This window comes from Variovorax sp. GW821-FHT06D12, from assembly GCF_059419205.1.
The window spans coordinates 513776-534581 of record NZ_JBWKRI010000005.1 but is presented as its reverse complement, the minus strand read 5'-3'; the positions used below and the strand labels follow the sequence as shown (position 1 = coordinate 534581).

The 20806-nt window shown below is 67.6% G+C and carries 19 protein-coding genes; 12 read left to right on the top strand and 7 right to left on the bottom strand.

All coding sequences use genetic code 11. The features are described 5' to 3' along the window. The first annotated feature begins 35 nt into the window (after positions 1-35). From argB to AC07SQ_RS18750, 3 genes are all read left to right on the top strand, one after another. Positions 36-929, top strand: a complete 894-nt coding sequence (gene argB / locus AC07SQ_RS18760) for an acetylglutamate kinase (RefSeq protein ID WP_062471140.1) — start codon at positions 36-38, stop codon at positions 927-929. An 88-nt stretch (positions 930-1017) separates the two neighbouring features. Further along, on the top strand, positions 1018-1668 hold the full coding sequence (gene slmA / locus AC07SQ_RS18755) for a nucleoid occlusion factor SlmA (protein ID WP_062471138.1): 651 nt from the start codon (positions 1018-1020) through the stop codon (positions 1666-1668). 187 nt (positions 1669-1855) lie between these two features. Beyond that, complete coding sequence (locus AC07SQ_RS18750; protein ID WP_495272255.1) at positions 1856-2740, top strand: DMT family transporter; 885 nt, start codon at positions 1856-1858, stop codon at positions 2738-2740. Here AC07SQ_RS18750 and AC07SQ_RS18745 read toward each other — a convergent pair. From AC07SQ_RS18745 to AC07SQ_RS18720, 6 genes are read right to left on the bottom strand one after another with little or no spacing between them, the layout of a single operon-like run. Further along, positions 2737-3795 carry a malate/lactate/ureidoglycolate dehydrogenase gene (locus AC07SQ_RS18745; RefSeq protein ID WP_495272256.1) on the bottom strand — a complete coding sequence of 353 codons (1059 nt, stop codon included), beginning with the start codon at positions 3793-3795 and terminating at the stop codon, positions 2737-2739. The two genes, AC07SQ_RS18750 and AC07SQ_RS18745, sit on opposite strands and share 4 nt — an antisense overlap. A gap of 56 nt (positions 3796-3851) precedes the next feature. Then, a complete protein-coding gene (locus AC07SQ_RS18740; protein WP_390346802.1) occupies positions 3852-5378 on the bottom strand; it encodes a UxaA family hydrolase in 1527 nt (508 codons plus the stop codon). 47 nt (positions 5379-5425) lie between these two features. Further along, on the bottom strand, positions 5426-6820 hold the full coding sequence (locus AC07SQ_RS18735; protein ID WP_070060226.1) for a TRAP transporter large permease: 1395 nt from the start codon (positions 6818-6820) through the stop codon (positions 5426-5428). A 31-nt stretch (positions 6821-6851) separates the two neighbouring features. Next, positions 6852-7409 carry a TRAP transporter small permease gene (locus AC07SQ_RS18730; protein ID WP_495272257.1) on the bottom strand — a complete coding sequence of 186 codons (558 nt, stop codon included), beginning with the start codon at positions 7407-7409 and terminating at the stop codon, positions 6852-6854. Positions 7410-7418: 9 nt separating this feature from the next. Beyond that, the gene (locus AC07SQ_RS18725; protein WP_070060224.1) at positions 7419-8429 is read right to left on the bottom strand and encodes a sialic acid TRAP transporter substrate-binding protein SiaP; all 1011 of its coding nucleotides are present in this window, start codon (positions 8427-8429) and stop codon (positions 7419-7421) included. A 47-nt stretch (positions 8430-8476) separates the two neighbouring features. Further along, on the bottom strand, positions 8477-9184 hold the full coding sequence (locus tag AC07SQ_RS18720; RefSeq protein WP_062471117.1) for a FadR/GntR family transcriptional regulator: 708 nt from the start codon (positions 9182-9184) through the stop codon (positions 8477-8479). Between the two features lie 165 nt (positions 9185-9349). Here AC07SQ_RS18720 and AC07SQ_RS18715 point away from each other — a divergent pair, with 165 nt between their 5' ends. The 3 genes from AC07SQ_RS18715 to AC07SQ_RS18705 are packed head-to-tail and all read left to right on the top strand — an operon-like array spanning position 9350 to position 11714. Further along, positions 9350-10084 (top strand): SDR family oxidoreductase, encoded by a 735-nt coding sequence (locus AC07SQ_RS18715; RefSeq protein ID WP_062471114.1) that lies wholly within the window; start codon positions 9350-9352, stop codon positions 10082-10084. Continuing rightward, positions 10081-10836, top strand: a complete 756-nt coding sequence (locus AC07SQ_RS18710; protein ID WP_495272258.1) for an SDR family NAD(P)-dependent oxidoreductase — start codon at positions 10081-10083, stop codon at positions 10834-10836. The genes AC07SQ_RS18715 and AC07SQ_RS18710 overlap by 4 nt, the downstream gene beginning before the upstream one ends. 29 nt (positions 10837-10865) lie before the next feature. Beyond that, positions 10866-11714, top strand: a complete 849-nt coding sequence (locus tag AC07SQ_RS18705) for a fumarylacetoacetate hydrolase family protein (protein WP_495272259.1) — start codon at positions 10866-10868, stop codon at positions 11712-11714. Here the strand turns inward: AC07SQ_RS18705 and AC07SQ_RS18700 are convergent. Continuing rightward, a complete protein-coding gene (locus AC07SQ_RS18700; protein WP_495272260.1) occupies positions 11704-12591 on the bottom strand; it encodes a LysR family transcriptional regulator in 888 nt (295 codons plus the stop codon). The two genes, AC07SQ_RS18705 and AC07SQ_RS18700, sit on opposite strands and share 11 nt — an antisense overlap. Positions 12592-12700: 109 nt before the next feature. Between AC07SQ_RS18700 and AC07SQ_RS18695 the strand changes: the two genes are divergently transcribed. From AC07SQ_RS18695 to AC07SQ_RS18670, 6 genes are all read left to right on the top strand, one after another. Then, a complete protein-coding gene (locus AC07SQ_RS18695; RefSeq protein ID WP_495272261.1) occupies positions 12701-13459 on the top strand; it encodes an SDR family oxidoreductase in 759 nt (252 codons plus the stop codon). Between the two features lie 150 nt (positions 13460-13609). After that, complete coding sequence (locus AC07SQ_RS18690; RefSeq protein WP_070060219.1) at positions 13610-14314, top strand: TetR/AcrR family transcriptional regulator; 705 nt, start codon at positions 13610-13612, stop codon at positions 14312-14314. A gap of 75 nt (positions 14315-14389) precedes the next feature. Then, entirely contained in the window at positions 14390-16186 is a 1797-nt protein-coding gene (locus AC07SQ_RS18685; protein ID WP_070060218.1) for an acyl-CoA dehydrogenase C-terminal domain-containing protein, read from the top strand. Between the two features lie 43 nt (positions 16187-16229). After that, positions 16230-16664 carry a DUF2147 domain-containing protein gene (locus tag AC07SQ_RS18680; RefSeq protein ID WP_495272262.1) on the top strand — a complete coding sequence of 145 codons (435 nt, stop codon included), beginning with the start codon at positions 16230-16232 and terminating at the stop codon, positions 16662-16664. Positions 16665-17131: 467 nt separating this feature from the next. Beyond that, the gene (locus AC07SQ_RS18675) at positions 17132-19531 is read left to right on the top strand and encodes a 3-hydroxyacyl-CoA dehydrogenase/enoyl-CoA hydratase family protein (RefSeq protein WP_159278636.1); all 2400 of its coding nucleotides are present in this window, start codon (positions 17132-17134) and stop codon (positions 19529-19531) included. An 11-nt stretch (positions 19532-19542) separates the two neighbouring features. Then, positions 19543-20742: an acetyl-CoA C-acyltransferase gene (locus AC07SQ_RS18670; protein ID WP_062471086.1), complete on the top strand. Its 1200-nt coding sequence runs from the start codon at positions 19543-19545 to the stop codon at positions 20740-20742. Positions 20743-20806: the final 64 nt, after the last annotated feature.

Genomic DNA, 20806 nt, shown 5'->3' with positions numbered 1-20806 from the left:
TTCCCATCGTCCACCGCTTTGGAGCCTGACCGCCCATGACCGACCCCGTCCTCAACATCCCTCCGCGCGACAAGGCCGAGATCCTGGCCCAGGCGCTGCCGTACATCCGCAAGTTCCACGGCAAGACCATCGTCATCAAGTACGGCGGCAACGCCATGACCGACCCGGCGCTGCAGGCCGACTTCGCCGAAGACGTGGTGCTGCTCAAGCTGGTCGGCATGAACCCGGTGGTGGTGCACGGCGGCGGCCCGCAGATCGAGGCCGCCCTGAACAAACTGGGCAAGAAGGGCAGCTTCGTGCAGGGCATGCGCGTGACCGACGCCGAGACCATGGAAGTCGTCGAATGGGTGCTGGCCGGCGAGGTGCAGCAGGACATCGTGGGCCTGATCAACCAGGCCGGCGGCAAGGCCGTGGGCCTCACGGGGCGCGACGGTGGCCTCATTCGCGCGCAGAAGCTCAAGCTGGCCGACCGCACCGACCCGAACGTGCACCACGACGTGGGCCAGGTCGGCGACATCGTCTCCATCGACCCCAGCGTGGTCAAGGCGCTGCAGGACGACGCCTTCATTCCCGTCGTGAGCCCGATCGGCTTCGGCGAGGAGAACGAGAGCTACAACATCAACGCCGACGTCGTCGCCGGCAAGCTGGCCACGGTGCTCAAGGCCGAGAAGCTCATGCTGCTGACCAACACGCCCGGCGTGCTCGACAAGAACGGCAATCTGCTCACCAACCTGAGCGCGCGCGAAATCGACGACCTGTTCGCCGACGGCACCATCTCGGGCGGCATGCTGCCCAAGATCGAAGGCGCGCTCGACGCGGCCAAGAGCGGCGTGAACGCGGTGCACATCATCGACGGCCGCGTGCCGCACGCGATGCTGCTCGAGATCCTGACCGACCAGGCCTACGGCACGATGATCCGGGCGCGCTGAGCGCCCTCCGCGTGCCTTCCGTCGGCGGAAGGCGCGCGCTCACTGCGCTGTGCGAGAATCAATTGATTACATCTTTGCACGCGCTCCCATGCAGAACGAAGAGACAGCTGCCCCCGGCGTAGAGACCCCGGCCGACACGCCCGCCGCCGCACCGACGCGCAAGCGCCCCAAGCCGGGCGAGCGACGCGTGCAGATCCTGCAGGCGCTGGCCGCCATGCTGGAGCAGCCCGGTGCCGAGCGGGTCACCACCGCCGCGCTGGCCGCGCGGCTCGAGGTGAGCGAGGCGGCCCTGTACCGCCACTTCGCGAGCAAAGCCCAGATGTTCGAGGGCCTCATCGACTTCATCGAGCAGAGCGTCTTCACGCTGGTCAACCAGATCCTCGAGCGCGAAGGCGCCACCGGCAGCCAGCAGGCGGCCCGCATCCTCGTGCTGCTCGTGCAGTTCGCCGAGCGCAACCCCGGCATGACGCGCGTCATGGTCGGCGATGCGCTGGTGTTCGAGAACGAGCGCCTGCAGCAGCGCATGAACCAGTTCTTCGACAAGATCGAGGCCACGCTGCGCCAGGTGCTGCGCGGCGCGGCCGCCGCCGACGGCTCGGCCACGCCCAGCGTCGATGCCCAGGTGCGCGCCGCGGCGCTCACGGCCTTCGTGGTCGGGCAGCTGCAGCGCTTTGCGCGCTCGGGTTTCCGCCGCGCGCCGTCCGAACACCTGGAAGCCACGATCGCACTGATCGTTTGACGGCAAGGCTGGCTGGTCCGGCGCAGCCATGCTGAACTCGACGCGGCCCTTTGCGGCGCGTACGATCAATCTCCTCCCTTGCCGCCACGCGGTGCCGCGGTGACAAGCCCGTTTCGCATGACCTCTGGATCGGAGGCTCGCATGAGTGCTTGTCCTTCTCGCAGCCGCCGGCCTTCCGGGGCGCGCCATGCCTGACGCCGCCGCTGCCCGCCCGGCTCTTCTCCTGCACGCCGTCGCGCTCACCGCGGTCGCCATGGTCGCGTTCGCGGCCAACTCGCTGCTGTGCAGGCTCGCGCTGCAGCACGGCGGCATCGACCCGGCCAGCTTCGGCAGCATCCGGCTCGCGTCGGGGGCGATCACGCTGGCGCTCGTCGTGCGCTTCCGGGCGCAGCCGTCCACCCTCGGGCGCACCGGCTGGCTGCCGGCCGTCATGCTGTTCGCGTACGTCGCGTTCTTCTCCTTCGCGTACCTCAGCCTCCCGGCGGGCACGGGCGCGCTGATCCTCTTCGGCGCGGTGCAGCTCACGATGCTGGGCGCGGGCCTGGGCGGCGGCGAGCGCTTCGGGGTGCTGGCGTGGTGCGGCTTTGTCCTTGCGGCGGCCGGCCTCGTCTACCTGGTGTCGCCGGGCGTTGCCGCGCCGCCGCTGCTCGGCGCCGTGCTGATGGCGGTGGCGGGCGTGGCGTGGGGCGTGTATTCGCTGCGCGGCCGGGGCGTGGCCGATCCGCTGGCTGCGACCGCGCGCAACTTCCTGCGCGCCGTGCCATTGGCTCTGGCACTGAGCCTGGTGTTCGCCACGCGCGCGCACGCCGATGCGCACGGCGTCGCGCTGGCCGTGGCCTCCGGCGCGCTGACCTCGGGGCTCGGCTACGTCGTCTGGTACGCGGCGCTGGGCCGCCTGTCGGCGTTGCGGGCGGCGACCGTGCAGCTGTCGGTGCCGCTGCTGGCGGCGTTCGGCGGCGTGCTGTTCCTGTCGGAAGCGATCACGCCGCGGCTGGCGCTCGCCTCGGTGGCGATCCTCGGCGGCATTGCGCTGGTGCTGAGCCAGAAGTCGCGCCAGGCGGCGCGGCGTTAGGCGACGGCCACGCCCACCTTCGCGCCGGCGGCGACGATCTCGCCCCAGGTCGCGTCATCGACCCATACCCCGTCGCGCCGGCGTGCCGCGCGCGCCCGGCGCTCCGGCTCGCCCGCGATCTGCACGGCCTCGAAGCCCTGGCCCGGCGGGCTTTGCCGCAGCCAGCCGATGAACTCGCGCGCCTCCTCGTCGAAGGCCTTCTGCGTGCCGAGCTTCACGGGGTCGATCAGCACCGTCAGCATGCCGTTGAGCACCGTGCGCGCCGTGTCCGCGGGCCGGTGCCAGGTGCCGCCGCCCGTGAGCGCGCCGCCCAGCAACTCGCAGGCCACGGCCATGCCGTAGCCCTTGTGTTCGCCGAAGGTCATGAGCGCGCCGAACAGGCCGTTGCCCTGCGGCACCACGACCACGCCCGGGTCGTTGGTGGGCGCGCCGTGTTCGTCGATCAGGTAGCCGTCGGGCACCTGCTCGCCCTTGTTGTGGGCCACGCGCATCTTGCCCTGCGCCACGCGGCTGGTCGCGTAGTCGAGCACGAAGGGCTCGGCGCCCGCCAGCGGAATGCCGATGCAGCACGGGTTGGTGCCGAAGCGCCCGTCGCCGCCGCCCCAGGGCGCCACCACGGGCCGCGAGAGCACGTTGACGAAGTGCATCGCCACCAGCCCCTGGGCCGTCGCCATTTCCGCGAAATGGCCGATGCGCCCCAGGTGGTGCGCGTTCGCGAGCGTGAAGATGCAGCTGCCGTGCTGCTTCGCGCGCGCGATGCCGAGCTCCATCGCCTGCACGCCGACGATCTGCCCGTAGCCGTGCTGGCCGTCCAGGCCCATCAGCGTGCCGATGTCGAGATTGACCTTCACGGCGGCGTTGGGCACGAGCCCGCCTTCGGCCACCGCATCGATGTAGCGCGGCAGCATGCCCACGCCGTGCGAGTCGTGCCCGCTGAGGTTGGCCAGCACGAGGTTGGCGGCCACCTGCTGTGCTTCGGCGGCGCTGCTGCCCGCGGCTTCGAGGATGCGGGCGACGTTGGCTTGCAGGCCGTCGGCCGGCAGGGTTCTGGACATGGATCAGGCTCCTCGTGCGTTCAATGGGATGGCATAGCCGAAGGGGAGGGCGGGCCTCACATCACCGCGCCGACTTGCCACGGCACGAACTCGTTCTGCCCGTAGCCGTGCTGCTCGCTCTTCGAGTGCGCGCCCGAGGCCGTGGCCAGCACCAGTTCGAAGATGCGCTGGCCCATCTCCTGGATCGAGGCCGTGCCGTCCACGATCTCGCCGCAGTTGATGTCCATGTCTTCTTCCTGCCGCTGCCACAGCGCCGAGTTGGTCGCCAGCTTGAGCGAAGGCGAGGGCGCGCAGCCGTAGGCCGAGCCGCGACCGGTCGTGAAGCAGATCAGGTTCGCGCCGCCGGCCACCTGGCCCGTGGCGCTCACCGGGTCGTAGCCTGGCGTGTCCATGTAGACGAAGCCATGCGCGGTGACGGGCTCGGCATATTCGTACACCGCCTCGAGGTTGCTGGTGCCGCCCTTGGCGACCGCGCCCAGCGACTTCTCGAGGATGGTCGTGAGCCCGCCCGCCTTGTTGCCCGGCGAGGGGTTGTTGTTCATCTCGCCTTCGTTGATCTCTGTGTAGTGCTCCCACCACTTGATGCGATCGACGAGCTTCTGGCCCACCTCGCGCTTCACCGCGCGGCGCGTCAGCAGGTGCTCGGCGCCGTAGACCTCGGGCGTTTCGCTCAGGATGGCCGTGCCGCCGTGCGCCACCAGCAGGTCGACTGCCGCACCGAGCGCCGGGTTCGCGCTGATGCCCGAGTAGCCGTCGGAGCCGCCGCACTGCAGCCCGATGGTGATGTGCGCCGCGCTGCACGGCTCGCGCTTCACCGCGTTGGCGCGCGGCAGCATCTCGTTGATGAGCGCCACGCCTTTCTCGACCGTCTTGCGCGTGCCGCCCGTGTCCTGGATGTTGAAGGTGCGAAAGTTCTCGCCCTCGGCCAAGTGACCCGTCGCGAGCCATGCGTTGATCTGGTTGGCTTCGCAGCCCAGCCCCACCACCAGCACGCCCGCGAAGTTCGGGTGCGTGGCGTAGCCCGTGAGCGTGCGCTCCAGGATCTGCATGCCCATGCCCTGCGTGTCCATGCCGCAGCCCGTGCCGTGCGTCAGCGCGACGATGCCATCGACGTTCGGGAACGCCGCCAGCGCCTGTGGGTTGGTCTTGCGCGAGAAGTGGTCGGCAATGGCGCGCGCAGCGGTGGCTGAGCAGTTCACGCTGGTCAGCACGCCGATGTAGTTGCGCGTGGCCACGCGGCCATCGGCGCGCTTGATGCCCATGAAGGTGGCCTCGCGTTTCGCGGGCGCGGGCTTCACGTCGGCGCCGAAGGCGTAGTCGCGCTCGAAGTCGCCCTTGTCGGGGCCCATGTCCAGGTTCTGCGTGTGCACGTGTTCGCCGGCCGCAATGGGCTTGCTCGCGAAACCGATGATCTGGTTGTAGCGCCGCACCGGCTCGCCCTGCGCGATGGCGCGCATGGCGACCTTGTGCCCCGGCGGAATCAGGCCGCGCACGGCCACGTTCTCGACGAGCGTGCCGCCCAGCAGTTGCGAGCGCGCGATGACGACGTCGTCGGCGGGATGGAGTCGGATGTAGGGGGTCATCGTGGGTATCGTTCTCGGAGCCGGCGCGGGGGCGCCGGCGGTGGTCGTTACTGCATGATCTTCGGCAGCCACAGCACGGTGGCAGGCCAGTAGGTGATGATGCCCAGGCTCAACAGCAACGGCACCAGCCAGGGCAGGATCGCCATCGTCGTGCGCTCGATGCTCAGGTTGGCGATGCGCGCCAGCACGAACAGCACCATGCCCATCGGCGGGTGCAGCACGCCGATCATCAGGTTGAGCACCATCACCACGCCGAAGTGCACCGGGTCGATGCCCAGCTGGTTCGAGATCGGCAGCAGGATCGGCACCAGGATCGTGATGGCCGCGGTGGTCTCCAGGAAGCAGCCCACGAACAGCATCAGCAGGTTCGCCAGCAGCAGGAACACCCACGCTTCCTTGGTGAAGTTGAGCACCCAGCCCGCGATGTCGGCTGTGACGCCGGTGGCCGTCAGCATCCAGCCGAAGATCGAGGCGGCCGCCACGATGAAGAGCACCGTCGAGGTCGACTCCACCGTCTCCAGACAGACCTTGACGAACATCTTCCACTGCAGCGTGCGGTACCAGAAGAAGCCCAGCACCATCGCCCACACGCAGGCGGCAATGGCGCCTTCGGTGGCAGTGAACAGGCCCGTCGCCATGCCGCCGATGAGCAGCACCGGCGTCATGATCGGCAGCACCGCCTCGAACTTGAAGACCTTGTCGGCCGCGAAAAGAATCACCAGCGCAATGGCCACCGCCGGTTGGGCCGGCGCGCCGAACTTGTCGACCGCGAACCACAGCAGCGTGGGCCACAGGCACACCACCAGCAGCTCGACCAGCGCCTTCATGAGCCGTGGCCACTGGAACTTCACGTCCGCGCCCCAGCCGTTCTTGTGCGCGTAGTAGGCCACCGTGAGCATCATGAGCAGCGTCATGATCAGCCCCGGCATGAGCCCCGCGATGAAGAGCGCACCCACCGACACGTTGGCCATCATCCCGTAGATCACGAAGGGCAGGCTCGGCGGAATGATCGGCCCCAGCGTGGCCGAGGCCGCGGTCACGCCGACCGCGAACTCGGTCGAGTAGCCGTGCTCCTTCATGGCCTTGATCTCGATCGTGCCCAGGCCTGCCGCGTCCGCGATGGCGGTGCCGCTCATGCCCGAGAAGATCACCGAGCCCAGGATGTTCACGTGCCCCAGGCCGCCCTTGAGCCAGCCCACCAGCGCGAGCGCGAAGTTGTAGATGCGGTTGGTGATGCCGGCGTTGTTCATCAGGTTGCCGGCGAGGATGAAGAAGGGAACGGCCAGCAGCGGAAAGCTGTCGACGCCGCTCACCATGCGGTGAATGACGACGAAGCCCGGCAGGTTGCCGCTCCAGAGGATGTAGACCAGCGAGGCACCGGCCATGGCCACGGCGACCGGGATGCCGGCGCTCATGAAGAGCAGGAAGGCGATCTTCAGCATGTTGTTGTCGTGATGGAGTGGGGTTGCGACCTCAGCGGTCGTCGATCGTGGATTCGGGCCGCTCCAGCACGCAGTAGCCGCGGCGCCAGTGCACCACGCTCACCTGCACCGAGCGCACGCACATGGCGACGAAGCCCAGGAGGCACACGCCGTAGACGATGTTCATCGGCAGGTCGACGATGGTCATGCTCGCGTTGTTGCCGATCTTGAGCATCATCTGCACCGTCATGACCACCGCCGCCGCGAAGAACGCCGTGCGCAGCACGTCGACCAGCAGGCCCAGCGCGCGGCCCATGGCCGGCGGCATGTGGCGGTAGAAGAAGTCGACCTGGATGTGGTTGTTGCGCGCCACGCCGATCGACGCGCCCACGAACACCGTGCCCACCAGCAGGTAGCGCGCGATCTCCTCGGTCCAGGAGGCCGAGTCGTTCAGCACGTAGCGCGTCACGAACTGGTAGAGCACCGTGAGGCCCAGCACCCAGAAGATGCCCAGGGCGGCCCAGGCCTCCACGGTGGTGCCGGACAGGTCGACGACCTCGTCCTTGGCGTGGAACTCGCCGTCGTCGCCCAGCAGCTTGTCGTCGCTCATCGTGTGGCCTTACTTGATCGCGATGATGCGGTCGTAGTCCTGCTGGCGGTAGCCGTGGTCGGTGGGCTTGGTGTTCTTGAGCACGGCCTCGCGGAACGCGCCCTTGTCGACCGTGATCACGTTGTTGCCCTTCTTCTTGAACTCCTCCACCAGCCGGGTCTCGGAGGCGATGATCTCGCGGCCGGTTTTTTCGGCGGCTTCCTGCATCACGTCGTTGAACATCTTCTTCTCGTCGGCGCTGAGCTTGGCCCACAGCTGGCCCGAGACCACGGTGAGCAGCGAGTCGACGATGTGGCCGGTCAGCGAGATGTTCTTCTGCACCTCGTAGAACTTCTTGGCCTCGATGGTGGGCAGCGGGTTCTCTTGCGCATCCACGGTGCCGCTTTGCAGCGCGAGGTAGACCTCGGCGAAGGCGATCGGCGTGGCGTTGGCGCCCAGCGACTTGGGGAAGGCCAGGTAGGCGGGCGCGTCGGGCACGCGGATCTTCAGGCCCTTCATGTCCTCGGGCTTGCTCACCGGCTTGGCCGCGCTCGAGGTGACGTGGCGCGCGCCGTAGTAGTTGAGCGCCGTGATGTGGTTGCCGGTCTTGTCGTCGTAGCCCTTGGCGAGCTCCTTGAACACGTCGCTCCTGGCGTACTTCAGCTGGTGCTCCGCGTCGCGGAAGATGAACGGAAAGTAGGTGATGGCCAGCGGCTTGTAGCTGTTGCCCGCGAAGCTCGCGCCGGTCAGCACGATGTCGACCGTGCCCAGCGTCAGGCCCTGGTTGATGTCGGCTTCCTTGCCCAGGCTGGAGGCCGGGAACACCTGGATGTCGTACTTGCCGTTGCTGCGCTTCTTGATCTCCTCGGCCGCCCACACCGAGTACTTGTGGAAGGGCTCCGAGGTCTCGTACACGTGCGCCCACTTGAGCTTGGTCTGCGCCGAGGCGATGCCCGATACGCCCAGCGCGCCGGCTGCGAGGGCGCAGGCGGCCAGGGCCTTGAGGGCGGTGCGTTTGCTGTTCTTGCTGCTGCTGATCATGGGGTGTGTCTCCGTTGTAGTGAACTGGCAGGAAGGCTGGCGAGAAATCAGGCGGGCTTGGCGCGGCGCCAGCTCGCGCTGAAACGGTGGTGCGAGTTGTCCATGTGCGTGTGCATCGCGCTGCGCGCGGCGTCGGCGTCGCGCGCGGCAATGGCGTCGCGGATCGCCTCGTGCTCGGTGATGGCGGCGCGCCACGAGGTCACGGTCTCGAAGTAGCCGCCCAGCCGCGTGAAGATCGGGCCGCGGCGCGAATCCCAGAAGCCCTGCACCGTCTCGACCAGCACCACGTTGCCGCTGGCGCCGACGATGGCCAGGTGAAAGGCGCGGTCGCCGTCCAGCGGCATGACGTTGCGGTCGGCCATCTCGCGCATGGTGGCGATGGCGCGCGTCATCGCGTCCACGTCCTTGCGCTTGCCCGAGAGGGCGGCGATGGCGGCGGTCTCGCCCTCGATCACGCGGCGCGCGCGGATCAGCTCCAGCGGCCCCCATTCGGTGGGCGCCACCGGCGCGCTGGCGCGGTGCGAGCGGTCGAGCACGTACACGCCCGAGCCGGTGCGCACCTCGACCCAGCCCTCGACCTCCAGCGCGATGAGCGCCTCGCGCACCGACGGCCGGCTCACGCCGAGCTGCTTGGCCAGGTCGCGCTCGGCGGGCAGGCGCGCGCCCACGTCGAATTCGCCCTTGGCGATCAGCCCCCGGAGCTGGTCGGCAATCTGGCGATAGAGGCGTTGGGGTTCGACGGTCTGGAGCGGCACGGGAGCAGGGTGTGGGTGCGGGCGAGGCGGTGGATCGGCTTAAGGGTTGTCCTGAATTGGACAAGTGGTAAGGCCAATTCAGAATACGGCGATTCACAGATGTCACCCATCGGGCCTAACCCGAACCCACCCCGCATCCGCAGAACACCCCAGGAGACACCGACCATGAGATTGAAGGGAAAGACCGTGCTCGTCACCGCCGCCGGCCAGGGCATCGGCCGCGCCAGCGTGCTGGCGCTCGCGGCCGAGGGCGCCCATGTGTGGGCCACCGACGTCAACGAGCAGCTGCTGTCGGCCTATGCCGGCGTGGCGAACGTCACGGCCCTGAAGCTCGACGTGCTCGACAAGGCCGCCATCGGCGCGGTCGTGGCGCAGCTGCCCACGCTGGACGTGCTGTTCAACTGCGCGGGCGTGGTGCACAACGGCACCATCGAGCAGGCCGGCGACGACGACCTCGACTTCGCCTTCCGCCTCAACGTGCGCGCGCAGATGTGGACCATCCAGGCCGTGCTGCCCGGCATGCTCGCGGCCGGGCGCGGCAGCATCATCAACATGGCCAGCGTGTGCTCCAGCATGAAGGGCCTGCCCAACCGCTTCGTCTACGGCACCACCAAGGCGGCGGTGCTCGGCCTCACCAAGAGCGTGGCGGCCGACTACGTGGCCCGCGGCATCCGCTGCAATGCCGTGTGCCCGGGCACGGTCGACACGCCCTCGCTGGGCGATCGCATCAACGCCAACGCCGACCCCGAAGCCGCGCGCAAGGCCTTCGTGGCGCGCCAGCCCATGGGCCGGCTCGCGCAGGCCGAGGAGATCGCGCCGGTCGTGGTGTTCCTGGCGAGCGACGAATCCATCTTCGCCACCGGCCAGTACTTCACGGTCGACGGCGGCATCACGATATGAACCGGCTCGATTTCGAAGGCCGCCACGCCGTGGTCACCGGCGGTGCCACGGGGCTGGGCTTCGGCATCGCGCAGCGGCTCGTCGCCTCGGGCGGCAGCGTCACGTTGTGGGACCGCGACGAGGCCGCCGCGGTGCGCGCGGCCGAAGCGTTGGGCGCCAAGGCCTTCGCACTGAAGGTCGACGTGACGCAGCAGTCCTCGGTCGCGAAAGCCGTGGCGGCCACGCTCGCGCACGCGCCGCGCATCGACGCGCTGGTCAACAGTGCCGGCATCACCGGGCCCAACGTCAAGCTGTGGGACTACCCGGTGGACGAGTGGCGCCAGGTGATGGAGGTCAATGTCAACGGCGTGTTCCTGTGCTGCCGCGAGGTGGTGGCACAGATGCGCAGGCAGGGCACGAAGGGCGAGGGCCGCATCGTCAACATCGCCTCGGTGGCGGGCAAGGACGGCAACCCCAACGCCAGCGCGTACAGTGCGAGCAAGGCCGCCGTCATCGGGCTCACCAAGTCGCTCGGCAAGGAGCTGGCCGACACCGGCATCCGCGTGAACTGCGTGACGCCCGCGGCGGTGAAGACCGCCATCTTCGACCAGATGAGCCCCGACCACATCGCCTTCATGCTCTCGAAGATTCCCATGGGCCGCTTCGGCACGGTGGAAGAGGTGGCGGCGATGGTCGGCTGGCTGTGCACCGACGATTGCTCCTTTTCCACCGGCGCCGTGTTCGACCTGTCGGGCGGCCGCTCCACCTACTGATTCCCCATTCAATGCACTGAAAGGAACGCATGAAACTCGTCCGCTACGGCAACCCCGGCAAAGAAAAGCCCGGTCTCATCGACAACGAAGGCAAGCTGCGCGGCCTGAGCGCCATCGTCAAGGACATCGGTCCCGACCAGCTCGGCGATGCCGCCCTTGCCAAGCTGCGCAAGACCAAGGTCGACAAGCTGCCGCTGGTCAAGGGCAAGCCGCGCTTCGGCAGCCCCGTGGCCAACGTCGGCAAGTTCATCGCCATCGGCCTGAACTACGCCGACCACGCGGCCGAATCGGGCCTGCCGGTGCCCAAGGAGCCCATCGTCTTCATGAAGGCCACCAGCTGCATCCAGGGCCCGAACGACCCGGTGATGCTGCCCAAGGGCTCGGTCAAGTCCGACTGGGAGGTCGAGCTCGGCGTGGTCATCGGCACGAAGGCGCGTTATGTGTCGCAAAAGAGCGCACTCGACTACGTGGCTGGCTACTGCACCATCAACGACGTGAGCGAGCGTGAATACCAGATCGAGCGCGGCGGCACCTGGGACAAGGGCAAGGGCTGCGACACCTTCGGCCCCATCGGCCCCTGGCTCGTCACGCGCGACGAGATCGAGAACCCGCAGAAGCTCGCGATGTGGCTCGACCTCAACGGCCAGCGCGTGCAGACCGGCAGCACCAAGACCATGATCTTCAGCGTGGCCAAGCTCGTGAGCTATGTGAGCCAGTTCATGACGCTGATGCCCGGCGACGTGATCACCACCGGCACGCCGCCCGGCGTCGGCATGGGCATGAAGCCGCCGCTGTTCCTGAAGAAGGGCGACGTGATGACGCTGGGCATCGAAGGCCTGGGCGAGCAGCGCCAGGAAGTCGTGCCCTTCAAGCTCTGAGCACGCGCACCAGCTCGTCGTACACCAGCCGCACGCGCGCCGGCACCGGCGCGCGCTGCGGGCGGTAGACGTGGATCGGCCAGGGCTCGGGCGCCTCGGCTGCCAGCACCTCCACCAGCGCACCCGACTGCAGCCACGGCTGCGCCAGCGGCCCGATGAGCTGGCCGAAGCCGATGCCCGCCAGCACCGCGGCGCATTCGGCGTCGATGTTGTCCGACACGAACGCGGGCGACGACACGGTGAACACCCGTTTCTTGCTGAAGGCCCACGGCCACGGCCGGCCCGAGCTGTGGTCGATCAGCGCCGTCACCGGCAGCCCGGACAGCGCATCGACGGTGCGCGGCGCACCGACCCGCTCGATGAGCGCCGGTGAGCCCACCACGCACAGCGACATCTTTCCCACACCCCGGGCCACGAAGCGCGCGTCGCGCATCGGGCCGACGCGCACGCCGAGGTCGATCTGCTGGTCGACCACGTCGGCATGCTGCTCCGACAGCCGCAGGTCGAGCACCAGCCCGGGATGCTGCGCCAGCAGCGGCGCCAGCGCTTGCGGAATCAGCCGGGCGTACACATGCGGCGCCGTGACCCGCACCGTGCCCGTGTGCTGCGACAGCGCGCGCCGGTCGATGCGGTGAAAGAGGTCGTCGACGCCGCCCACCGCGATGCGGGCGCGCTCGGCGAGTTGCCGCCCGAAATCGGTGAGCTGCACGCCGCGCGTGCTGCGGTGAAAGAGCGGTTCGCCCAGCTCGTCTTCGAGTTCGCGCACCGCGCGCGTCACCACCTGCGGCGACACCGACAGGCGCACGGCCGCCTCGCGGAAGTTGGCGGCATCGGCGGCGGTGAAGAACACGCGCAGGGCTTCGAGGCGGTTGGACATGGGGTGTTCCTGATTGGGGAATTCTGAAGTCGCCAGAGTTTCATTTACGGGAACGCGTGGATTTTCCACACTGCATGCACTTCTTCAACACACCCCAAAGGAAATCTTCATGACCTCCGTTCAAGACAACATCCAAGGCAAGGTCGCCATCGTCACCGGCGCGAGCAGCGGCCTGGGCGAATCGACGGCGCGCCACCTGGCCGCGCGCGGCGCCAAGGTGGTGCTCGCGGCCCGCCGCACCGACCGGCTCGACAAGGTCGTCGCCGAGATCCGCGAGGCCGGCGGCGAAGCCATCGCCGTGGCCACTGACGTGGCCAAGCGCGCCGATCTCGAAAAGCTCGCTGCCGCCACGGTCGAGGCCTTCGGCCGCATCGACGTGCTGGTCAACAACGCGGGCGTGATGCCGCTGTCGCCGCTGGACAAACTCAAGGTCGACGAGTGGGACCGCACCATCGACGTCAACATCAAGGGCGTGCTCTACGGCATCGCCGCCGTGCTGCCGCGCATGCAGGCGCAGGGCAGCGGCCACATCGTGAACGTCGCCTCGATTGCCGGGCTGAAGGTGTTCACGCCCATCGGCACGGTCTACAGCGCCACCAAGCACGCGGTGCGCGCCATCTCCGAAGGCCTGCGCGTGGAGGTGGGCAACAGCGGCGTGCGCGTGACCATGGTGTCGCCCGGCGCGGTGGACTCGGAGCTGAAGTTCGGCAGCAGCGACGCCGAAAGCGCCGCCGGCGTGAAGGCCTTCTACGACGCCAACCAGATTCCGGCCGACTCGGTGGCTCGCGCCATCGTCTACGCGGTGGAGCAGCCGGCGAACGTGGACATCAACGAGGTCGTGCTGCGGCCTGTGTCGCAGGAGTTCTGATCCCGCCGGAGCAAGGGTGCGGCCCCCTGGCGGCCGCCCCTTGCTTTGGCTAACCTTTATTAACCCAGCGCCGCCCAAGGTCATTTGCGGTCAAAAGTGCAAAGCCCCTGCAAAATAGAACGACCGTTCGTTTTATTCGGAGCTTTCACGATGTCTGCCACCGCCGTTCCCGCCAAGCCGGCCCGCGCCGCCCCCAAAGGCCAGCAGACCAAGGCCATCATCGTCGACGCCGCACTGGCGCTGGCCGCGCAGATCGGGCTCGAGGGCCTGTCGATCGGCGCCGTGGCCGAAATCACCAAGATGAGCAAGTCGGGCGTGTTCGCCCACTTCGGCTCGCGTGAAGAGCTTCAGATTTCCGTGGTGCGCGAATACCACGCCCGCTTCGAGCAGGAGGTGTTCTTCCCGGCTCTGCAGGCGCCGCGCGGCCTGCCGCGCCTGCGCGCCATGTTCGCCAACTGGATGAAGCGCACCTCGACCGAGATCGACTCGGGCTGCATCTACATCAGCGGCGCCTCCGAGTTCGACGACCGCCCGGGCCCCGTGCGCGACGCGCTGGTCGAGTCGGTCAGCATCTGGCAGGCCGCCGTGCTGCGCGCCATCGTGCAGTCCAAGACCGAAGGCCACCTGCGCGCCGACGCCGACGAGCGCCAGGTCGGGTTCGAGATCCACGGCCTGATCCTCGCGCTGCACTACGAAGCCCGCTTCCTGCAGGTGCCCGGCTCCATCGGCCGCGCCAACGTCGGCTTCGACAACATCCTTGCGCGCGCCGCCACGCCGGACGCGCCGCCTGCTTCCAACGCCGCCGAGTCCGCGCCCGCTGCGCGCGGCACGCGCCGCCTCAAGACCGTGCGCTGAGCGCCACGGCTGCCCGTTTCGTTTTTCCGTTTTCGTTTTTTCCAATCTATCTAGCTTCGACCAGGAGAGTCCCGGATGCCTACCTACAACCCCCCCGTGCGTGACATGCAGTTCGTGCTGCACGAAGTGCTCAACGTCGCCGAGGAACTCAAGGCACTGCCGGCCCACGCCGAGACCGATGCCGACACCATCAACGCGGTGATCGAAGAGGCCGGCAAGTTCGCCGCCGAAGTCACCTTCCCGCTGAACATCAGCGGCGACGAAGAAGGCTGCGTGCTCGACAAGGCCACGCACGAAGTGAAGACGCCCACGGGCTTCAAGGACGCCTACGCCAAGTACGTCGAAGGCGGCTGGCCCGCGCTGTCGTGCGACCCGGCCTTCGGCGGCCAGGGCCTGCCGTTCGTGGTGAACCAGTGCCTGTTCGAAATGCTCAACAGCGCCAACCAGGCCTGGACCATGTACCCGGGCCTGTCGCACGGCGCCTACGAGGCCCTGGCCGCGCACGGCACCGACGACCAGAAGAAGACCTACCTGCCCAAGCTCACGAGCGGCGAGTGGACCGGCACCATGTGCCTGACCGAACCCCATTGCGGCACCGACCTGGGCCTGCTGCGCACCAAGGCCGAGCCGCAGGCGGACGGCACCTACCGCATCACCGGCAGCAAGATCTTCATCTCGGCCGGCGAGCACGACATGACGAGCAACATCATTCACCTGGTGCTGGCCCGCCTGCCCGATGCGCCCAAGGGCAGCAAGGGCATCAGCCTGTTCGTGGTGCCCAAGTTCCACGTCAAGGCCGACGGCTCGCTGGGCGAGCGCAACCCGATCTTCTGCGCCGGCCTGGAGCACAAGATGGGCATCCACGGCAACGCCACCGCACAGATCGTGATCGAAGGCGCCACCGGCACGCTGGTGGGCGAGCCCAACAAGGGCCTGGCCGCCATGTTCGTGATGATGAACGCCGCCCGCCTGGGCGTGGGCAACCAGTCGCTCGGCCTGACCGAAGTGGCCTACCAGAACGCGCTGGCCTACGCCAAGGACCGCATCCAGATGCGCTCGCTCTCGGGCGTGAAGGCCAAGGACAAGGAAGCCGACCCCATCATCGTGCACCCCGACGTGCGCAAGATGCTGCTCACGGCCAAGGCGTACGCCGAAGGCGGCCGCGCGCTGCAGATCTTCTGCACGCTGCTGCTCGACAAGGAACACAACCACCCCGACGAGAAGGTGCGCAAGGACAGCGGCGAGCTGGTCGCGCTGCTCACGCCCATCGTCAAGGCCTTCATCACCGACAACGGCCACATCGCGACGAACTCGTGCATGCAGGTCTTCGGCGGCCACGGCTTCATCAAGGAATGGGGCATGGAACAGTTCGTGCGCGACAACCGCATCAACATGATCTATGAAGGCACCAACACCATCCAGTCGCTGGACCTGCTGGGCCGCAAGATCCTGGGCAACAACGGCGCGTCGCTGAAGAAGTTCGGCAAGCTCGTGGCCAAGCTGGTGGAAGAAGAAGGCGTGAACGAGAAGATGGCCGAGTTCATCAACCCGATCGCGATGCTGGGCGACCAGCTCACCAAGTTCACGACCGAGATCGGCTTCAAGGGTTTCCAGAACCCCGACGAAGTGGGCGCTGCCGCCGTCGACTACCTGCGCGTGGCCGGCCACTTCGTGTTCGGCTACCTGTTCGCCCGCATGGCGCAAGTGGCCCTGCGCGAAATCGCCGCCGGCAACAACGACCCGTTCTACGTCGCCAAGCTGCAGACCGCACGCTTCTACTTCGCCAAGCTGTTCCCCGAGACCGTGATGCTGATGCGCACCGCGCGCGCCGGCAGCAAGGTGTTGATGGACACCGACGCCGCACTCGCTTAAGCGACACACAGCCTTTCTTCATCGACCCACCGGGAGCCCGCTCATGAAAGCAATGCTTGCAGCCGTCTTGTTCACCGTCACCGCCGCTTCGGCCATGGCCCAGAGCACGCCGGTGGGCCTGTGGCGCAACGTCGACGACAAGACCGGCGAGGCCAAGGCCGAGATCCGCATCGCCGACGCCAACGGCGCGCTGCTCGGGCGCATCGAGAAGTCGTTGAAGAAAGACACCAAGCCCGACGCCACCTGCGACGAATGCGCCGACGACCGCAAGGGCAAGCCCATCGCGGGCCTGGAGATCATCCGTGGCGGCAAGAAAGCCGAGGGCAAGGACGTCTGGGAAGGCGGGAAGATCCTCGACCCCGAGAACGGCAAGGAGTACCGCGCGAGCTTCACGCCGATCGACGGCGGCAAGAAGCTCGAGGTCCGTGGCTACCTCGGCCCGTTCTGGCGCACCCAAACCTGGAACCGTGTGCAGTAAGTGTGCAACGGAGGGCAGGTGACATGAGCGTCTCGTCGGGAAAGTTGATCGGTGGCCTTGCTCTCGTGGTGGTTGCTGCTGGTGCGGCCGCTGTCATCACCTTTATTGGGGTACTCGCAACTGTCCCCCTTGCACCCGGGTACAGAGGTGGCGGCGGCGCGATGGCATTCCCGTGGTGGGTCGGTTTCGGTTGGGCGATCTGCGGTCTGTTGGGTTTTGGAGGACTGGTTCTCTTTGCAAATTCACTGGAAGCAGACGAATCGCCATCGACACCAGGTGCCGAGTCGGACTCGGCGTAGCGCATCACCGATGCAGCGGAGGTTCCCTTTTGTTTTTTGATAGCTTGACCCACTCCCGTAGCTGCTCACTTCGTGTAGCAGCCTCCCCCTCAAGGGGCAGCACCAGCGGTCCGGCCAAACCGGTTCCGCGGTGTTTCCCGAACTGATTCATAACTTCGAAACTCAGCCATGTCCCGATTTCAAGTGAAGAAGGTCGCCGTGCTCGGCGCCGGCGTGATGGGCGCGCAGATTGCCGCCCACCTCGTCAACGTGCGCGTGCCTGTCGTGCTGTTCGATCTGGCCGCCAAGGAAGGCCCGAAGAACGGCATCGTCACGCGCGCCATCGACAACCTCAAGAAGCTCAAGCCCGCGCCGCTCGGCGACGTGGCCGATGCGGGCCTGATCGAGCAGGCCAACTACGAAGACGACCTGGCCAAGCTCGGTGAGTGCGACCTCATCATCGAGGCCATCGCCGAGCGCATGGACTGGAAGCTCGATCTGTACAAGAAGATCGCGCCCCACGTCGCCAAGCATTCGATCCTGGCCTCGAACACCTCGGGCCTGTCGATCACCAAGCTCAGCGAAGCACTGCCTGAAGCCCTGAAGCCGCGCTTTTGCGGCATTCACTTCTTCAACCCGCCGCGCTACATGTTCCTGGTGGAGCTGATCAACACGCCCACCACCCAGCCCCAGGTGCTCGACGACCTCGAGGCCTTCGTCACCAGCACGCTCGGCAAGGGCGTGGTGCGTGCGCACGACACGCCCAACTTCATCGCCAACCGCGTCGGCATCGCCGGCATGCTGGCCACGCTGAAGGAAGTCGAGAAGTTCGGTTTGACGCCCGACGTGGTGGACGACCTCACCGGCAAGAAGCTGGGCCGCGCGAGCTCGGGCACCTTTCGCACCGCCGACGTGGTGGGCCTGGACACCATGGCCCACGTCGTGAAGACGCTGCAGGACAACCTCAACGCCGAGACCGATCCCTTCTACGCCAACTTCGCGACGCCACCCGTGCTCGCCAAGCTGCTCGAGCTGGGCAACCTGGGCCAGAAGACCAAGGCCGGTTTCTTCAAGAAGGCCGGCCGCGACATCCTGCGCTTCGACCTGAAGAGCGGCGAGTACGTGCCCGCCGGCGCCAAGGCCGACGAGGTGTACGGCCGCATGCTCAAGAAGCCCGCGGGCGAACGCCTGAAGCTGTTGCGCGAGAGCGAAGGACCGCAGGGCCAGTTCCTCTGGGCCATTCTGCGCGACGGTTTCCACTACGCCGCCGTGCACCTGGCCGACATCGCCGAGAGCGCGCGCGACATCGACTTCGCGATGCGCTGGGGCTTCGGCATGAAGCAGGGCCCGTTCGAACTCTGGCAGGAAGCCGGCTGGGCGCAGGTCGCCAAGTGGGTGCAGGAAGACATCGACGCGGGCAAGGCGCTCAGCACCGCACCGCTGCCGAAGTGGGTCTTCGAAGGCCCGGTCGCGCAGGCCGGCGGCGTGCACACGCCCGAAGGCTCGTGGAGCGCCTCGCAGAACAAATTCGTGCCGCAGCGCAAGCTGCCCGTGCACGACCGCCAGCTGTTCCCCGAGAGCGTGCTCGGTGCGAACGCGGCCGATGCCAACACGGCCGGCACCACGATCAGCGACGAAGGCGATGTGCGCGTGTGGACGCTCGACGGTGAAGTGCTCATCGCGAGCATCCAGTCGAAGATGCACGCCATCAGCCCCGACGTGGCCGAGGCGCTCGGCGCCGCGGTCGACCTGGCCGAAGCCGAATACAAGGGCCTGGTGATCTGGTCGCCCGACGAGGTGTTCTCGGTCGGCGCCGACCTGCAGGCGATGCTGCCGGCCTTCGTGGTCGCGGGCATCGGCGCGGTCGAAGGCGCGGAAGAAGAGCTGCAGAACGTCATGCTCAAGATCCGCTATGCCAACGTGCCGGTGATCTCCGCCGTGCGCGGCATGGCACTGGGCGGCGGCTGCGAGCTGGCCATCCACTCGGCCAAGCGCGTCGTCGCCATGGAAAGCTACATCGGCCTGGTCGAAGTCGGCGTGGGCCTCATCCCCGGCGCGGGCGGCCTGACCTACATCGCACGCCGTGCGGCGGAGAACGCCTCGGCTTCCACGGGCACCGACCTGCTGCCGTTCCTCACCGAAGGCTTCACCGCCGCGGCGATGGCGAAGGTGGGCACCGGTGCGCTCGACTCGAAGAAGCTGGGCTACCTGCTCGACAGCGACGTGATCGTGCCGAACAAGGACGAGCTGCTCTACGTGGCACTGCAGCAGGCCAAGGCCATGGCCGACGCCGGCTACCGCCCGCCGCTTCGCCGGACCTTCCGCGTCGCGGGCCGCAGCGGCGCCGCGACGATCAAGGGCCAGCTCGTGAACATGCGCGACGGCGGCTTCATCAGCGCGCACGACTTCCACATTGCCAGCCTGATCGCGAACGTGGTCACCGGCGGCGACGTGGACGCGGGCTCGCTCGTGACCGAGGAATACCTGATGACGCTGGAACGCAAGGCGTTCTGCTCGCTCATCGTGCACCCCAAGACGCAAGAGCGAATCATGGGGATGCTCAGCACCGGCAAGCCCGTGCGCAACTAAGGACAGATTTCATGAGCAAGCAAGTACAAGACGCCTACATCGTCTCCGCCACCCGCACGCCCATCGGCAAGTCGCACCGCGGCTACTTCCGCAACTACCGTCCCGACGACCTGCTCGCGACCACGCTGAAGGCCGCACTCGCGGCAGTTCCCGGCCTCGACCCGAAGGCCATCGAAGACATCATCTGCGGCTGCGCGATTCCCGAATCGCAGCAGGGCCTGAACGTCGCGCGCATCGGCGCGGTGCTGGCCGGCCTGCCGACCAGCATCGGTGGCATCACCGTCAACCGCTTCTGCGCCTCGGGCCTGTCGGCCGTGCAGATGGCGGCGGACCGCATCCGCGTCGGCGAGGCCGACGTGATGATCGCGGCCGGCGTCGAGAGCATGAGCATGGTGCCGATGATGGGCAACTCGCCCTCGCTGTCGCCCTCGATCTTCGAGCGCGAAGGCGACGTGGGCATTGCCTACGGCATGGGCCTCACGGCCGAGAAAGTCGCGCAGCAGTGGAAGGTAAGTCGCGAGGCGCAGGACGCGTTCGCGCTGGCCTCGCACCAGAAGGCACTGGCCGCGCAGGCCGCCGGCAAGTTCGCCGACGAGATCACGCCGATCGAAGTGACCGACCGCACGCCGAACCTGGAAACCGGCGAGTCGATCGCCAAGACCCGCACCGTGAGCCTGGACGAAGGCGCGCGCCCCGACACCAGCATCGAAGGCCTCGCCAAGCTGCGCACCGTGTTCGCCGCGCGCGGCACGGTGACGGCCGGCAACAGCTCGCAGACCTCGGACGGCGCGGGCGCGCTGATCCTGGCGAGCGAGAAGGCCATCAAGCAGTACGGCCTCACGCCGCTCGCGCGCTTCGTGAGCTTCGCCAGCAAGGGCGTGCCGCCGCACATCATGGGCATCGGCCCGATCGAGGCGATTCCGGCCGCGCTGCGCTATGCGGGCCTGAAGCACGAAGACATCGACTGGTTCGAACTCAACGAAGCCTTCGCCGCGCAATCGCTCGCGGTGATGAACACGCTGGGGCTCGATCCGTCGAAGGTCAACCCGATGGGCGGCGCCATTGCACTGGGCCACCCGCTGGGCGCGACCGGCGCGATCCGCGCAGCCACCGTGGTGCACGCGCTGCGCCGCGAGAAGCTGAAGTACGGCATGGTCACGATGTGCGTGGGCATGGGCCAGGGCGCAGCGGGCATTTTTGAAAGGGTTTGAGCTAACCCCCAGTCTTCGCGCACTTCGTGTCGCTTCGCCAACCCCCTTGCAGGGGGCGACACCA

Bases quoted from the DNA above. Each gene is read 5' to 3' on its own strand.
- argB (WP_062471140.1), top strand. From the start codon at position 36: ATGACCGACCCCGTCCTCAACATCCCTCCGCGCGACAAGGCCGAGATC.
- slmA (WP_062471138.1), top strand. From the start codon at position 1,018: ATGCAGAACGAAGAGACAGCTGCCCCCGGCGTAGAGACCCCGGCCGAC.
- AC07SQ_RS18750 (WP_495272255.1), top strand. From the start codon at position 1,856: ATGCCTGACGCCGCCGCTGCCCGCCCGGCTCTTCTCCTGCACGCCGTC.
- AC07SQ_RS18745 (WP_495272256.1), bottom strand. From the start codon at position 3,795: ATGTCCAGAACCCTGCCGGCCGACGGCCTGCAAGCCAACGTCGCCCGC.
- AC07SQ_RS18740 (WP_390346802.1), bottom strand. From the start codon at position 5,378: ATGACCCCCTACATCCGACTCCATCCCGCCGACGACGTCGTCATCGCG.
- AC07SQ_RS18735 (WP_070060226.1), bottom strand. From the start codon at position 6,820: ATGCTGAAGATCGCCTTCCTGCTCTTCATGAGCGCCGGCATCCCGGTC.
- AC07SQ_RS18730 (WP_495272257.1), bottom strand. From the start codon at position 7,409: ATGAGCGACGACAAGCTGCTGGGCGACGACGGCGAGTTCCACGCCAAG.
- AC07SQ_RS18725 (WP_070060224.1), bottom strand. From the start codon at position 8,429: ATGATCAGCAGCAGCAAGAACAGCAAACGCACCGCCCTCAAGGCCCTG.
- AC07SQ_RS18715 (WP_062471114.1), top strand. From the start codon at position 9,350: ATGAGATTGAAGGGAAAGACCGTGCTCGTCACCGCCGCCGGCCAGGGC.
- AC07SQ_RS18710 (WP_495272258.1), top strand. From the start codon at position 10,081: ATGAACCGGCTCGATTTCGAAGGCCGCCACGCCGTGGTCACCGGCGGT.
- AC07SQ_RS18705 (WP_495272259.1), top strand. From the start codon at position 10,866: ATGAAACTCGTCCGCTACGGCAACCCCGGCAAAGAAAAGCCCGGTCTC.
- AC07SQ_RS18700 (WP_495272260.1), bottom strand. From the start codon at position 12,591: ATGTCCAACCGCCTCGAAGCCCTGCGCGTGTTCTTCACCGCCGCCGAT.
- AC07SQ_RS18695 (WP_495272261.1), top strand. From the start codon at position 12,701: ATGACCTCCGTTCAAGACAACATCCAAGGCAAGGTCGCCATCGTCACC.
- AC07SQ_RS18690 (WP_070060219.1), top strand. From the start codon at position 13,610: ATGTCTGCCACCGCCGTTCCCGCCAAGCCGGCCCGCGCCGCCCCCAAA.
- AC07SQ_RS18685 (WP_070060218.1), top strand. From the start codon at position 14,390: ATGCCTACCTACAACCCCCCCGTGCGTGACATGCAGTTCGTGCTGCAC.
- AC07SQ_RS18680 (WP_495272262.1), top strand. From the start codon at position 16,230: ATGAAAGCAATGCTTGCAGCCGTCTTGTTCACCGTCACCGCCGCTTCG.
- AC07SQ_RS18675 (WP_159278636.1), top strand. From the start codon at position 17,132: ATGTCCCGATTTCAAGTGAAGAAGGTCGCCGTGCTCGGCGCCGGCGTG.
- AC07SQ_RS18670 (WP_062471086.1), top strand. From the start codon at position 19,543: ATGAGCAAGCAAGTACAAGACGCCTACATCGTCTCCGCCACCCGCACG.